The organism is Aliivibrio logei, from assembly GCF_001691055.1.
Classification (GTDB): domain Bacteria; phylum Pseudomonadota; class Gammaproteobacteria; order Enterobacterales; family Vibrionaceae; genus Aliivibrio; species Aliivibrio salmonicida.
In genome coordinates, this window is the sequence record NZ_MAJU01000015.1 from 161,646 (window position 1) to 175,049 (window position 13,404).

The 13,404-nt window shown below is 37.9% G+C and carries 14 protein-coding genes; 9 read left to right on the forward strand and 5 right to left on the reverse strand.

Translation table 11 applies throughout. The annotated features are described in order from the left end of the window. Positions 1-46: 46 nt before the first annotated feature. Positions 47-931, reverse strand: a complete 885-nt coding sequence (locus tag A6E04_RS14895) for a DUF5666 domain-containing protein (protein WP_065611721.1) — start codon at positions 929-931, stop codon at positions 47-49. An 81-nt stretch (positions 932-1,012) separates the two neighbouring features. On the opposite strand from A6E04_RS14895, the gene A6E04_RS14900 reads away from it, so the two are divergent. The 7 genes from A6E04_RS14900 (at position 1,013) to A6E04_RS14930 (ending at position 7,785) form a co-directional block, all read left to right on the forward strand. Continuing rightward, on the forward strand, positions 1,013-1,678 hold the full coding sequence (locus A6E04_RS14900) for a response regulator transcription factor (RefSeq protein WP_065611722.1): 666 nt from the start codon (positions 1,013-1,015) through the stop codon (positions 1,676-1,678). Next, positions 1,653-2,918 carry a sensor histidine kinase gene (locus tag A6E04_RS14905; RefSeq protein ID WP_017023292.1) on the forward strand — a complete coding sequence of 422 codons (1,266 nt, stop codon included), beginning with the start codon at positions 1,653-1,655 and terminating at the stop codon, positions 2,916-2,918. Before A6E04_RS14900 ends, A6E04_RS14905 begins: the two co-directional genes overlap by 26 nt. Positions 2,919-2,984: 66 nt before the next feature. Then, complete coding sequence (locus A6E04_RS14910) at positions 2,985-4,157, forward strand: YcbX family protein (RefSeq protein WP_065611723.1); 1,173 nt, start codon at positions 2,985-2,987, stop codon at positions 4,155-4,157. A gap of 87 nt (positions 4,158-4,244) precedes the next feature. Continuing rightward, the gene (locus A6E04_RS14915) at positions 4,245-4,652 is read left to right on the forward strand and encodes an RNA-binding S4 domain-containing protein (protein WP_065611724.1); all 408 of its coding nucleotides are present in this window, start codon (positions 4,245-4,247) and stop codon (positions 4,650-4,652) included. Between the two features lie 191 nt (positions 4,653-4,843). After that, positions 4,844-5,173 (forward strand): DMT family transporter, encoded by a 330-nt coding sequence (locus A6E04_RS14920; RefSeq protein ID WP_065611725.1) that lies wholly within the window; start codon positions 4,844-4,846, stop codon positions 5,171-5,173. Between the two features lie 72 nt (positions 5,174-5,245). Next, entirely contained in the window at positions 5,246-5,869 is a 624-nt protein-coding gene (locus tag A6E04_RS14925; protein WP_065611726.1) for an NAD(P)H-dependent oxidoreductase, read from the forward strand. Further along, positions 5,869-7,785, forward strand: coding sequence for a monovalent cation:proton antiporter-2 (CPA2) family protein (locus A6E04_RS14930; protein ID WP_065611727.1), 1,917 nt, complete (start codon positions 5,869-5,871; stop codon positions 7,783-7,785). The genes A6E04_RS14925 and A6E04_RS14930 overlap by 1 nt, the downstream gene beginning before the upstream one ends. A gap of 57 nt (positions 7,786-7,842) precedes the next feature. Here the strand turns inward: A6E04_RS14930 and A6E04_RS14935 are convergent, their stop codons facing one another. Continuing rightward, positions 7,843-9,357, reverse strand: a complete 1,515-nt coding sequence (locus A6E04_RS14935) for a DUF3612 domain-containing protein (RefSeq protein ID WP_017023296.1) — start codon at positions 9,355-9,357, stop codon at positions 7,843-7,845. A 136-nt stretch (positions 9,358-9,493) separates the two neighbouring features. On the opposite strand from A6E04_RS14935, the gene A6E04_RS14940 reads away from it, so the two are divergent. Continuing rightward, positions 9,494-10,057 carry an aldolase/citrate lyase/malate synthase family protein gene (locus tag A6E04_RS14940; protein WP_017023297.1) on the forward strand — a complete coding sequence of 188 codons (564 nt, stop codon included), beginning with the start codon at positions 9,494-9,496 and terminating at the stop codon, positions 10,055-10,057. A 53-nt stretch (positions 10,058-10,110) separates the two neighbouring features. Here the strand turns inward: A6E04_RS14940 and A6E04_RS14945 are convergent, their stop codons facing one another. Next, the gene (locus A6E04_RS14945) at positions 10,111-11,460 is read right to left on the reverse strand and encodes a diguanylate cyclase (protein WP_065611728.1); all 1,350 of its coding nucleotides are present in this window, start codon (positions 11,458-11,460) and stop codon (positions 10,111-10,113) included. A 119-nt stretch (positions 11,461-11,579) separates the two neighbouring features. Beyond that, the gene (locus tag A6E04_RS14950) at positions 11,580-11,939 is read right to left on the reverse strand and encodes an MmcQ/YjbR family DNA-binding protein (RefSeq protein WP_065611729.1); all 360 of its coding nucleotides are present in this window, start codon (positions 11,937-11,939) and stop codon (positions 11,580-11,582) included. Between the two features lie 68 nt (positions 11,940-12,007). On the opposite strand from A6E04_RS14950, the gene A6E04_RS14955 reads away from it, so the two are divergent. Beyond that, complete coding sequence (locus A6E04_RS14955; RefSeq protein ID WP_065611730.1) at positions 12,008-12,199, forward strand: hypothetical protein; 192 nt, start codon at positions 12,008-12,010, stop codon at positions 12,197-12,199. A 3-nt stretch (positions 12,200-12,202) separates the two neighbouring features. Here the strand turns inward: A6E04_RS14955 and A6E04_RS14960 are convergent, their stop codons facing one another. After that, positions 12,203-12,997, reverse strand: coding sequence for an AraC family transcriptional regulator (locus tag A6E04_RS14960; protein ID WP_023604280.1), 795 nt, complete (start codon positions 12,995-12,997; stop codon positions 12,203-12,205). Between the last annotated feature and the right edge of the window lie 407 nt (positions 12,998-13,404).

A 13,404-nucleotide genomic window follows, 5' to 3' on the forward strand; every position in this document is an offset into this window, starting at 1 on the left:
ACTGACTCAGTTAGAGTCAGTGGTTCGTTTTTAATACATAATGTCTTTAATCAAATTCGATTTCAGAGGCTTGTAATTTACCCGCGTTATTAATCAAATCAACATCCACTTTTTTACCTATTGCCAAGTCTGATTTGATTCCATCTTCAAAACGAGTATTTTCAGTAATCGCAACCACTGTTTTACCGTTTAATGTCATTAATGTTTTTTCATCATTAAGAGTAGTTACATAACCTTCCACTTCAGCATTGGCTAAATCAAGCTCATTCTCAACGTCAACATCGTTAGCTTTGAATGAATTTGATGCTGAATCATACTGACCCTCAAGCTCCACCCAAACACCTTGTTTTAATTCAGCAAGATCATCATGATCCATAGCGACGTTAGAATAATCGACGTTCATTGCTCCAATATTAAAAGAACCCATACCTGGAACGGTCGTAATTTTACCTTCATATAAATCATCAATAACCAAAGAATTCACTTTATAAGCAGCGTTGATTACCCAAGCATCATTTTGATCCACATAACCAAACAACATCACTCTTTCATTTTCAAAATTATTCGATGTAAAGTCTTTTGTCGTTCTCAACGATTGACCATTTACTGTAATCGTATCTACTGTTACATCTGTAACTATACCTACAATTTCAGGATCAATATCAACTTCATAAGCGACACCATTATCATATTCCACATCAACCTGCATACCTGCTGCAAGTTCATTTGAATTAACATAATGTCCATTCAATTCAATATGAGTACTAGCTAAACTTAATGGCATAGAATTGATTGTCATCGTATCAGCATTCGCATCAACCGCTTCAATCGCACCAATGTATGAGCTTGATGCACGGCTATCACCTGAATCATCAGAGCCACAACCCGTTAAAACAGCACTTCCTAACAATAAAATAGCGACTTTCTTCATTTTTTAACCTAATTCTTATAATTAATTCAATTTCTAAGGGTACTATAGTGGTAAGAGTGTGAAGGATTCGTGAAGAGATAAATGAAAGTATTAATTGTTGAAGATAACCACCATGTGGCAGAAACCATTGCCGATTATTTAGAGCTTGTCGGTATTGATATCGATTGTGCTTATCATGGTGTTGCTGCGATTGAAATTCTAAAAAATCAAAGTTTTGATGCTATCGTTATGGATATAATGATGCCAAAATTAGACGGTATAAGTACCGTTCAAGCTTTGAGAAACGATTATGCTTGCAGTACTCCCATTATTTTTTTAACGGCAAAAGACACGTTAGAAGATAAAATCCATGCGTTTGAAGCTGGTGGCGACGATTACCTCGTTAAACCTTTCGCGATGGAAGAGCTACACATACGTTTATTGGCATTATCAAAACGTGGAAAACGCACAGATGTAGGGAAACTAACCTTTGAGGACATGGAAATGGATATCAAAGCAGGTACCCTATCTCGCCAACAACAATCAATAAAACTGGCCCCTATTCAATTAAAAATTATTGCATTATTAATGAAAAAAGCGCCTGATATAGTCAGTAAAAATGAACTTACCGAGCATATTTGGGGTGATGAACTGCCCTCAAGTGATGCATTACGAAGCCATTTATACACAATAAGAAACGCCATTGATAAAGGCTTTGATACCCCAAGACTAGAGACGATTCATGGAAAAGGTTACCGACTTAAATAACACAATAAAGCACCCTAGCTTCTTCAAAAAAATACGTTGGACGTTTGGTATACTCACGTTTTTAATGTTCGCTTTATTTTGGTCTGTTATTTATATCGCAGAAGATCAATTAGAAGTAATTAGTCTTCATCATTGGCTTGATACCGAAGCCAATCAATACATCAAAAAATACCCTCAATTAGGCGAAGAGACTCCTTTGCCTAATGAAGAAGAGTTCTCTACTTATTGGAGCGAACAAGAACACCCTCTTTGGTTAAATACTTATAATAAACCGGGGCTATACGAGCAACAACTCGGTATTGAAGATAAGCATTTTATTGTGAAACCTCATCCATCAGGATCCGGGTTATTATATGTTCTCTTTCAAGATGATTCTGATGATTATTTAGATGAATATGAAGCAAACTTACACATATTGACCTTAGCTCTTGGTGGGATATCTACTATTTTAATGATCTTATACGGCATTTATTTTGTTCGTAGTATTTCCTTACCGCTTCGCCACATTCAACATAAAGTGGAGCTCATGTCTCCAGAGTATGATGACTTCACGGTTGATACTAAATACCAAGAAACACGAGATATTGAGCAGACTCTTTTAGAAAATAAACATCATATTGCTCAGTTTTTTACTCGAGAAAAAGAGTTTAGTCGCTTTGCATCACATGAATTAAGAACCCCTATCATGGTCATCCAAGGTTCTGCCGATTTACTTGCAAAAGTACCTAATCAACCAAATGTCGCTTTAAAAGCCATCAATCGCTTACATCAAGCCAGTGAAGAAATGACCCTCCTTACTGAAACTTTCTTATTGTTAGGTAAACAAGAAATTGAATTCCATCATTTTCATTACTATCAAATTGAAGTGATTTTAAAAGCACAGTTAGAACACCTAAAACCCTTATTTGCAAAACAGGAAATGGGTGCTCAACTCTCCATTGTGACCGGCGAACCAAGCTTAGCACCTAGCAGTTTTATTACCGTTGTGATTAATAATTTAATTAAAAACGCTTTCAGCTATAGCGTGGGAGACATTCAAATATCATTAGAAAGTAATCTGCTCTGTATAACTAACTGCCACGATGGAAATGACACGTATAACGCAGGATATGGTTGTGGACTTGTTATTGTAGAACGAATCTGTGAGCGCATGAATTGGCCGTTTACCATAGAAAAAACATCCACAGACTTTATTACGACAGTTTTATTTGAATCACAAATAAATAATTCTCCAGAATAATCCATGAATTCCTTAGATCCCATTATGTAAATTTTGGTAGAATAATTACATAAGAATGTAATTAAAATGGATGTTATTGTGAACCAAGTAAATACCAACTCAAATCTAACCCAAATAAATGTCTTCCCTGTAAAATCAGTTGCAGGGGTTTCACTGCCCTCAGCTCAGGTCGAAAAACAAGGTTTACAATGTGATCGTCGTTTCATGGTCGCAACACTTGATGGGGCAATGATCACCGCTCGAACACATCCAAACATGGTTAAAGTCAAAGCAATCATAGAACCTGATGGGTTAATACTTTGCTACCCGGGTTTACTTGATTTACACCTAATTTTTGATAATTTTGAAATGAAAAACGTTAATACTACCGTCTGGAGTGATTCATTTTCTGCCTACAGTACCACTCAAGAGGCAAACCAGTGGTTCTCTGCAATTTTAGGCCTTAAAACACAACTGCTTTATTCTGGTAAGCAATCTAATCGTGTTCGTGAAAAAATAAGAACTAACGTCAGTTTTGCCGATGGTTATCCATTACTCGTGATCAGCGAAGCCTCTCTGGCTGAACTAAACAAACGCAGTACTGGCCACCAAACGATGGCACAATTTAGAACAAATCTTGTGGTATCAGGAACAGAAGCATTCATAGAAGATTCTTGGAAACGAATCCGTATTGGTGAGGTTGAATTTGAAATAGTGAAACCTTGTCAACGTTGTATCTTAACGACAGTTAATCCACATACCGCTCAATATCACCCAAATAAAGAGCCATTAAAAACATTCTCGACTTTCCGCGCTGATGACTCTGGAAAGGTCTATTTTGGTCAAAACCTAATCGCAAAAAACGAAGGTACAATTAACGTCGGTGATGCGATTGAAGTATTAGAAACCAAAGAGAAAGAATATTATGCCGACTCAGGTACTATTACTACGAGCAAGCCCGCTGCATCTGGCACCGTGAAAACAGAAAACGAAGATAAACTAAAAGAGATCACCATTAGCTTAAACGGCAATTTATTCACCGGTAATACAGAAGATCCTTTACTTCAGCAAGTAGAAGCGGCCGGTCTAAGTATTAACAATAGCTGTCGTGCCGGTTTATGTGGTGCATGTCGAGTGACTTTAGAATCTGGCAACGTTGAGCAAGAAGATTCTCCAGCACTAAATCAACGTCTCAAGGATGCAGGGATGATCTTAGCGTGCTGTGCTATTCCAAAATCAGACATTGAAGTCGTTGACTAATTTATTAGAAACCCAAAGAGAGAAAGGCATAGGACGATGTCCTTCTCTCAGTTACAATAGCGCCAATTCGTAATTAAAGAGATCCTCATGTCAGATCAAGAAGAATTTGAAGTAGAAGCGATTGGTGTTGAAGTTAACATGCAACCAATTGAACTATACAAAGTATTAAAAATTGCCAATGTTGTGAATGGCGGCGGTGAAGCTAAACACATGATTGGTGAAGGCTATGTGGGTGTTAATGGCGAATTAGAACAACGTAAACGTCGTAAAATTTACGATGGTGATGTAATTGAATTCAATGAAGAATATTACGTTGTGATCTGTGATACGCCAGTTGGTGAGCTTCCAGAAATCATAGAAAAACCAGAACCAATGGTTATCCAACCAGCGCCTTCTGAGCCAAAACCTAAAAAAGAAAAAAAGAAAAAACAGAAGCCAGAGATCCCAACAACGATTGACCCAAACAGTGGTCGTAAATCGATAAACTTCTTCTAAATTTCGACATTTATGTCAACCAAACAATCAAAGCCCTCAAGTTTATACTTGGGGGCTTTTCTTTACTCACTTCTTCTCATTAATATTATTACCTATTTGTAAAAGTAATTTTTTATTTAAGCTATTATTATTAAAAATGAAATAGATATACTGCGATCATTATAAAGAATTGATTACTTAGGAATTTTAAAATGGGATGGCTTTTTCTTCTTCTCGCAGTAGCCTCTGAGGCTGTTTCACATGTCGCACTTAAAGCAACTGATGGATTATCACTCCTTATCCCTAATGTCATTGTAATTACCGGTCACCTTGGCGCTTTCTATTTTTTAAGCCAAGCAATGAAAACCCTACCTGTTGGTGTTGCTCATGCATCGTGGGCAGGTCTTGCAATTGTTGCTGTAACCCTTATTTCTAATGTGTTTTATCATCAACATTTAGACAGTAAAATATGGATAGGCATTGGCTTTATTAGTATCGGAATTGCGATCATAAATCTTTCATCAGTTCCCCATACCCATTAAGGGAATTTTATTGTTATGATAGCAATATGAGCACAGCTCACCGACATTAACTCTATAAAAAGGCAGAGGTTTATGACCAAACAACCTAAAAAAGTGCTGATCTTATTTGCACATCCTTCTCAACACCGTTCAGAAGTCAATGTACCACTGCTTAACACCGCAAAAAAAATAGAGAACGTCACCGTGGTCGATCTCTATCATGACTACCCAAAATTCAATATTGATATTGATAAAGAACAAAAACGACTGCTCGAACATGACGTTATTATTTTCCAATTCCCACTTTACTGGTATTCCACCCCTGCCATTTTAAAAGAATGGCAAGATATGGTTTTAGAGTACGGCTTTGCCTATGGTACTGAAGGGCTTTCTTTGAAAAATAAAGTCTTTTTCTGTGCCATGACTGCCGGTGCAAAAGAAGATGCCTATAAAAATGAAGGATACAACCATTTCTCAATCAGAACATTAATGTCTCCGTTAGAGCAAATGGCGTCACTTTGTAGCATGCGATACATCGCCCCTTTTATTTTATTTGGTGCCCGAACCGCATTCGAAGATGATCAAATCAAGATACACACTGAACGCTGGGAAACGCTTCTAACCGCATTAGTGGATGATAGAGTTGACATCAAAGAAGCCAATTCAGTACCAAAATTAAATCACTATTTTGATCGTTTTATTAAGGATGAATCATAATGACCGGATATTTTCTACAAGCCTTCATTTATCTTGTTGCCGCAGTGATTGCCGTTCCAATAGCAAAGCGTTTAGGACTTGGTTCCGTTCTCGGTTACTTAATCGCAGGTGTCGTTATTGGCCCGATCATCGGTCTTGTAGGTGAAGAAACCACAACCATCCAACACTTTGCTGAATTTGGTGTGGTCATGATGTTATTTTTGGTGGGTCTTGAACTAGAGCCGAAAATGCTCTGGGCAATGCGCAACCGTTTAATGGGATTAGGGGGGCTTCAAGTTGGAGGAACCACCGCCATTGTGATGGCTATTGCGATGTTCTTTGGCCAATCTTGGACTATCGCCCTCACTATTGGTCTTATTTTTGCTCTTTCATCTACCGCTATCGTTCTGCAAACCTTTAATGAAAAAGGCTTAGCAAAAACAGAAGGCGGCAAAAATGCATTCTCTGTTCTGCTTTTCCAAGATATTGCCGTCATTCCAATGCTGGCTTTCATCCCACTCTTAGCCTTACCAGAATTGGTTGAGAAAGCACAACTTGCCGCGGCAAATGCCGCGGAGCACCATGAAGAAATTAGCTTAGTCGTAGAGCTACCTGGCTGGGCTTACGGTATCGTAATTACGGCTTCTATTGCCATCGTTGTGGTTGGTGGACATTACTTAAGTCGTCCTCTTTTTCGCTTTGTGGCGAGTTCTGGGTTACGCGAAATATTTACTGCAACCGCACTAATGTTAGTCATCGGTATTGCCGCATTAATGAGTTTAGTGGGGCTATCTCCTGCGCTTGGTACATTCTTAGCAGGTGTCGTTTTAGCCAACTCAGAGTTCAGGCACGAATTAGAATCAAACATAGATCCCTTCAAAGGGCTTTTATTAGGCCTCTTCTTTATTACTGTTGGCGCAGGAATTGATTTTGGCATTTTGTTTGATGATTTCTTTACCATTATTGGTCTTACGATTGGCGTTATGGCATTAAAAGCACTTGTGTTGTTTGCCTTAGCGGTCATCTTTAAAATCAAAAACAGTGACCGTTGGTTATTTGCGTTAAGTCTCGCCCAAGCCGGTGAATTTGGCTTTGTACTGTTAAGCTTTACAGTACAAAATAACGTATTACCACCAGAAGTTGCTCAACCATTATCTTTAGTGGTCGCACTGTCTATGTTCTTAACGCCTGGTTTATTCATTTTATTTGATAAAGTGATCTTGCCTCGCTATGAGCAAAAATCAAATGATCGCGAAGCCGACCTCATTGAAGAAAAAGGCACTGTGATTATTGCCGGTGGCGGTCGCTTTGGTCAGGTTATTAACCGTTTCTTGGTCTCAAACCATGTTAAAACCGTCGTACTTGATCATCAAGCAAGCCAAGTAGATGCCCTACGTGAAGTCAACACAAAAAGCTACTATGGTGATGCTACTCGTCCTGAATTACTTCATACCGCAGGAATAGAACACGCCGCCATGCTTGTTGTTGCCATCGATAATCAAGAAAGTAGCGTAGAAATCGTTAAGTACGTAAAACACATGTACCCCAACGTAAAAATCTTAGCTCGAGCATTTGATAGAGGGCATTCCTACATGTTACGTTGCGCTGGCGCTGATTTTATTGAATCAGAAACCATGCGTTCAGCGTTAGAAATGGGCGCAGAGGCAATGCGTTCTCTTGGCCAACATCCTTTCCATGTTGAACAGCAAAAGATTGCCTATAAGAATGTTGAGAATCAAAGTTCTGACACCTTATATCAAGCCTGGGTCGATGATTCAGAAGGAGAGCGTTACGATAATAACTACCGTAAACTCTTCATTGAATTAGAAGGCACAATCAAACAAGCGATGAGTAAAGACCGCTCTGATAAACACAATCAATCAGAACGCGCATGGACACCGCCACCAAAAGGCTATGCCGATAAAATAGAAGACTAACGTCTGTCGCTAAAAAGTGAATGCCCTACCTAGCTTAAATCTAGATTAGGGCATTTTTTATTCTTTACACTCTGAGTAACAACTTGGTTTTCTTGGGCACACAGCGCCACGAGAACAAATAACGCGAGCGTCAGTTTCAAGTCCTCTTTCTATCCAATTAATATTCAATATTTTAGCCACGCTAATCAATTCTCTTTTGATATTTTTAGATATAGGACTTTCACCGCCATTTTTAACGCATAACTTTTGCAAATCCCGAGCTAACGAAACCGCATCTTTACCTTGAGCTTCAATCGCAGGGTTCAAATCAATACCCGCACATAACACGCGATCATTGCCAGCAGGATCGGTCATATTAACTGATTCACAACAATAAATTCTCGGTTCATTATCCACATTCAAGATTGATATTTGAGCAGAACTTCCCGCTTTCGATTCTGATAACCGACGGAACACCGCCCAATGATGACAAGGATCATTCACTTGAGTCATGTTTCCCCAAGGCAATGGAATTCCGTTGCCTCGGTACACGGCTTTTAATTTACCGGGAGCATACGCATCAAAGTAATGCCAATGAGGATAAGGAGAAACTACCGTCATTCTTCGCATCGCGACGGACGGAGAAACTCCGGCAATTTTATGCGCCTCAATCTCATAGCCGTGCCTATCTAACAATTGTCTAAATGGCACTCTTGGGCACAATAATGCCCCCGCAAAAAAACTGGATTCAAAATCACGCCACGCATGCAAAATATCCTGCGCATTCAATGCACTGTCAGTATGGTGGACCTCATTATCAAACACACGATGGCTTCCTACCGACAGCGAACTCTTTAACCCTTCTTTATTGTGTAATACACAGTGCCCAATATAAACAGCAAGATCATATTTCAATCGTGTTGGGTACTGCTTCAATATCTCATTTAAGTAAACGGTGCAAGGTGGTTCAAAAAATGAAGTGAGTAATTCTTTTCCATTCACACCAAATTCGTCAACAACAGACGTCGGTGTTTCTTGAACCCATTTAAGCGTTAAACCATGAAAAGCCGCCATGTCCATCATTTGTTCAACACTCAAAGGTAGTTGTTTTAGTCCAACCTCTTCAGCTGCTCGTTCTAAATCAGGAAAGTGATTTTGATTGTTCTCTTGATGAGCTCGGATCAGAAGATGAGCAAACTGTCGCCCAGTGACACCGGTTTGATTTAGCATTTCAGGGATCGCGATTTGAAGAATATCACTAGAGAATAAAAAACTTGGTTCTAACACCATGCCACTTATTCCCCCTTTCCTTCCCTTATCTGGCGTAATGGCTTGAGCTTCTGGCTCATTGTCTAAAAACCATGAAGATTCTTTTTGAAAAACAGTAGCAATAACTTCCAGCATATCTGCACTGGGAACACGCTTTCCTCTCTCTATCATTGAAAGATAAGACACTGATGGGGAGTTCTCAGGATCAACTCTTACGCAACGAGTTGAAAGATCTTCCATCGTTAAATGATTGCGTTTTCTCAGATTACGAATTTTAGTTCCAAGAAAATGACTTTGTCGAATTAAGCTTTTTGACTGGCGCATCTTGTAAAATTCACACTGTAAAGTTTTTGTTGTGAAATTGTAATCAAAAGTAAGCTAAGCTTCAATACAAGTAAGCAAACAACTCTGACCAGTGTGACTTACTTAAACTTTTAAAGGAATATATGAGGGAAAGACTATGGCTATCACAACAATAAACACGACGAATAATGAACAAAAAGAAACTCCGTTTATGGCTGAAGCCGTCTTTGCCGTAGAGGAAATGAACTCAAACACAAATAAAGATAAGCAGCATGAAATAAAACAATTACTCGATACGTTGTTTCCATTAGCGAAAGGATCACACCAAGATGTGACAAATTACTTATTAGACTATCATCACCTTGTTGTGTTTTTTAAAGATGGGGGATGCAGCGGATTACTTAACCCAGGGAAATTTGTTGCATTTACCGGCCACCGCTCATCGCCTGATAGAATTCTATTAAAAGACAACAGTGGCAGTCATGTAGAAATTGTTTTTGGTCATCATGAATCAGGGAAAAACAAACTGGTGACAATTGATGATATTGAAATGGAAACCTGTACTACGTTTAGTCAAGATTTCAGTTTAGCGGCGATGCGTTATTGGATCAGTTTATTAAAACGAGACGACAAATCACAACCGAAAGCACGCCAAGAAGACAAAGATTATACGGCTAAAAATGGGGGCGATTACCAACTGGCCTGTTGCTTCAGTTTATAATAAAAAGGCCGCTGTATATGAAATAGCGGCCTCTTTTAACGGTTTGATCTAAGCTACTTATGTTTGTTGTAATACATGCTTCTATCTGCTTGATGTAAGAGCTCATCTACGGATTTCATTTTAGAATTAAAACGAGCATAGCCAATACTGGTTGCTACATGAATCGTACAGTTTTCATATAAAAATGGCTTTCGGTTAATACTGTATAACACTTTATTCATGATGAAATGAATATCTTGTTTTTTAAAGGTTCGAGGCAATAATATTAAATACTCATCACCGCCCACTCTTGCCACAATATCGTTACTGCGTAGCACTGTTGCCACTCTTCTAGCCACTTCTTTTAAAACAAAGTCACCAACGGAATGGCCATAAGTATCATTAATCGCTTTAAACTTCTCTAAATCCAAATTCAATAACGTAAATTTCTCACCTTTCTTATGGCCTTTTAAAAAAAGGGTTTTTAAAGTGAACATAAAATAACGTCGGTTTGGCAACTTGGTGAGTTCGTCTTCTAAAGATCGTCTTGTCGCTGTTACGTATAGGCGATAAATGACAATCAAGGAAAGCAAAGCAAGACCAAAGAATGAATAACCAATAATACGAAGTAAATTTATTCGGTACCACGGGAATATACTTTCTAATGATTGTCCTTTTATTGCGATTTGCCAGCTACCATAAGGTAATGTTACCGTTTCAATCGCCGTTGGCTCAACAAACGTATCTAAATACCCAAGAAAAACCTCACCTTCACTGCCTAAGCTGTGTCTTCCTCTTACGGCTACTTGATAAGATTCTTTCAGTTTATATAAACCAGTCCCATAAAAAAGAGCTTCGTTATCAATAACAAGGCTGACCGAACCCCAATAAATACGATTAGTGGGAGGATCTAAGAAAGTAGGCATTCGAACAATAAAAGCATCTCCACCCTGCACTAAGGCAACGGGTCCGGCAATGAATATATTTTCTATTTCTCGTGCCATATTAATGCCAGGCCATCTCTCTGGTGCACGTTTAAAATTTAATCCAATTGCTCTTTCATTCCCTTTTAAAGGAAACACATATTCAACAACATCATCAGGAGCAACGCCCAAACTACGGATATAGCTTGAATCTCGATAAAGCTCCTCAGCAATGGGACTCCATTCATTGAGCGTTGTTCTTGGGTTTACTGTAATTAATGTTGCTAAGCTATTCGCAATAAAGATATCCGAATGAATGGCGGCTTCCAGCTTTGCTCGTACAATCGCCAACTCTTCTTTTGCTTGTCTGCTTACTTGATTCTTCAAATAGATGTACTGCTTCGTATGAAGTTCTTCAACAACAAACACGATAAGTAGAACACTACTGATTAGTGCTGAAAATAACGTTACCTTTCTATTTAAAAATAACAGCAATTTCACTGATTTTTTCCTAATTTGAAAGTACATTTACAATGCCACGAAAACATAAAGCATTCCATATTGATAATATACTATAGTAGCATTTAGCATGGTATTTATCTGTGTCTTTTTAAATCACACTATAGTTTGGTGTTCAAATTCATTTTCTCAGCTTTTGTTAATTTTGAAGTGACTAAAAAGTAAGAATTATCAATCCACGCCTCTAGCATTCCTCTCGATACTTCATCATCAAGAGTAATGGTTATCCAATGTTTTTTACTCATGTGATAGCCTCGCTGGATACAAGTGAATTCTTCGCTTAAAAAAGTAACATCACAAGGTTCTGCTTTCAGCGTAATACATACCCTTCCATCTTTGTTACCAATGAGAGCAAACATTTTATTGAACACTTTAAACACTAATGCATCGGGACCAAATGGGTAAGAACTCTCGCAGCAAGGTTTCGCTAATAAATAATTATTCAATTCGTTTTCTGTCACTTGTTTTCCCTCAATTACAGGTTCATTTATTGGTGATACACTCTTGGCTTAACTCTAGGAGCCTATTTATGTCATCAGAATTAAAACTGATCCCAATTGTATTCTTATGTGCTTTCTTGTCTATTATTGGGCATTTTATTTTAAGCAGTTTGTTTTCTGAAGAAAATTGGCTTGAATATATCGCAGCGATAATACCAATATCGATGATTGTCATTGGGTATTGTGCATTTAAATTTGCGGCAAAAAACGACAATCGATAGGACTCATATCGAGTGCTTTAATTTATATTGTTCAGGGGTACAATCTGCATACCTTTTGAACATGGTAATAAACGGGCTTGCTTGATTATAACCAAGACTGAATGCCACTTCTTTAATCGACATATTCTTACGTAATAAATCTAACGAATATAAATAACGCATTCTCAAGCGCCATTCAGTAAAACTCATTCCTAGTTCATTTTGACAATGTCGAGATAGCGTTCGCTCTGTTGTATGATTTCTACTTGCCCATTCAGAAAGTGATGTCTCATCTGCCGGATTTGCTTCTAGTGCTTTCAATATTGGTTTTAATAATTTATGTTTGGAAGAAGGTACAAATCGTTCGCTAATTTTTGCTACTAATAATTGATCAAATAATACGCCAATTAAACGTTCTTCTTCTTCCGTTGTCGCTTGCTGTATATCTCGTAATCTCAACTCTGAAATAAGTACTTCAACAAGTGGGGAAACTTCTAATAAACAGGTATGTTGAGGCATCCGATCAGCCAAAGAGGGGATGATATTTACCGAGCAATAATCTATCGGCTTTCGGTTATAGCTTTGATGATTGACCCCAGCAGGTACCCAAATGGCAAAATGAGAAGGTGCTAAAAAACGCTGCCCTCCTGACTTCAACTCTAAAATACCACCACTAATGATCTGTAATTGTCCCCAGAGATGAGAATGTGCACGCGTTTCAGTATTCGATCGAAAAGCATCAAACAGTAGAAAGATATCCGATGGTAAGGCATCAAAACTGACCGATGCTTGTATATGCCGTGAGTTTTCCACCTTCATCATTTCCTATTCGTTCACAATTCTTATCACAATATATCTCTTTTAGCCTAATAGGTGAATCTTAGATTCACAAATAAAATAATCATAAGGGAGTATACAAATGTAAAATTACGTTTACACATAAAGATTACTATTCACATTCTATTAAATTATAATAACGTTCTGTTTTTAACCGTTTATTATCTCGCTTTAAACGTAAAATTAATTATAAATCGATTGCATTGATTCTATAATATCATTACTATCCATGCACAAAATGTAACCAAGAAACACGCTTTACACATCAGAAAAAATGCCAGTAATAATATATCTATAAATAACGAAAATATATTTTACATGACTTCTAAATCGCATTTATGATGTGCTCATTCTAAAATAAAAAACATCGATTTACATATTTCAATTCT

Excerpts from the sequence above, each read along its gene's own strand:
- A6E04_RS14955 (WP_065611730.1), top strand. The coding sequence starts at position 12,008 with ATGTCATCAGAATTAAAACTGATCCCAATTGTATTCTTATGTGCTTTC.
- A6E04_RS14935 (WP_017023296.1), bottom strand. The coding sequence starts at position 9,357 with ATGCGCCAGTCAAAAAGCTTAATTCGACAAAGTCATTTTCTTGGAACT.
- A6E04_RS14915 (WP_065611724.1), top strand. The coding sequence starts at position 4,245 with ATGTCAGATCAAGAAGAATTTGAAGTAGAAGCGATTGGTGTTGAAGTT.
- A6E04_RS14960 (WP_023604280.1), bottom strand. The coding sequence starts at position 12,997 with ATGAAGGTGGAAAACTCACGGCATATACAAGCATCGGTCAGTTTTGAT.
- A6E04_RS14895 (WP_065611721.1), bottom strand. The coding sequence starts at position 931 with ATGAAGAAAGTCGCTATTTTATTGTTAGGAAGTGCTGTTTTAACGGGT.
- A6E04_RS14905 (WP_017023292.1), top strand. The coding sequence starts at position 1,653 with ATGGAAAAGGTTACCGACTTAAATAACACAATAAAGCACCCTAGCTTC.
- A6E04_RS14930 (WP_065611727.1), top strand. The coding sequence starts at position 5,869 with ATGACCGGATATTTTCTACAAGCCTTCATTTATCTTGTTGCCGCAGTG.
- A6E04_RS14900 (WP_065611722.1), top strand. The coding sequence starts at position 1,013 with ATGAAAGTATTAATTGTTGAAGATAACCACCATGTGGCAGAAACCATT.
- A6E04_RS14910 (WP_065611723.1), top strand. The coding sequence starts at position 2,985 with ATGGATGTTATTGTGAACCAAGTAAATACCAACTCAAATCTAACCCAA.
- A6E04_RS14920 (WP_065611725.1), top strand. The coding sequence starts at position 4,844 with ATGGGATGGCTTTTTCTTCTTCTCGCAGTAGCCTCTGAGGCTGTTTCA.
- A6E04_RS14940 (WP_017023297.1), top strand. The coding sequence starts at position 9,494 with ATGGCTATCACAACAATAAACACGACGAATAATGAACAAAAAGAAACT.
- A6E04_RS14925 (WP_065611726.1), top strand. The coding sequence starts at position 5,246 with ATGACCAAACAACCTAAAAAAGTGCTGATCTTATTTGCACATCCTTCT.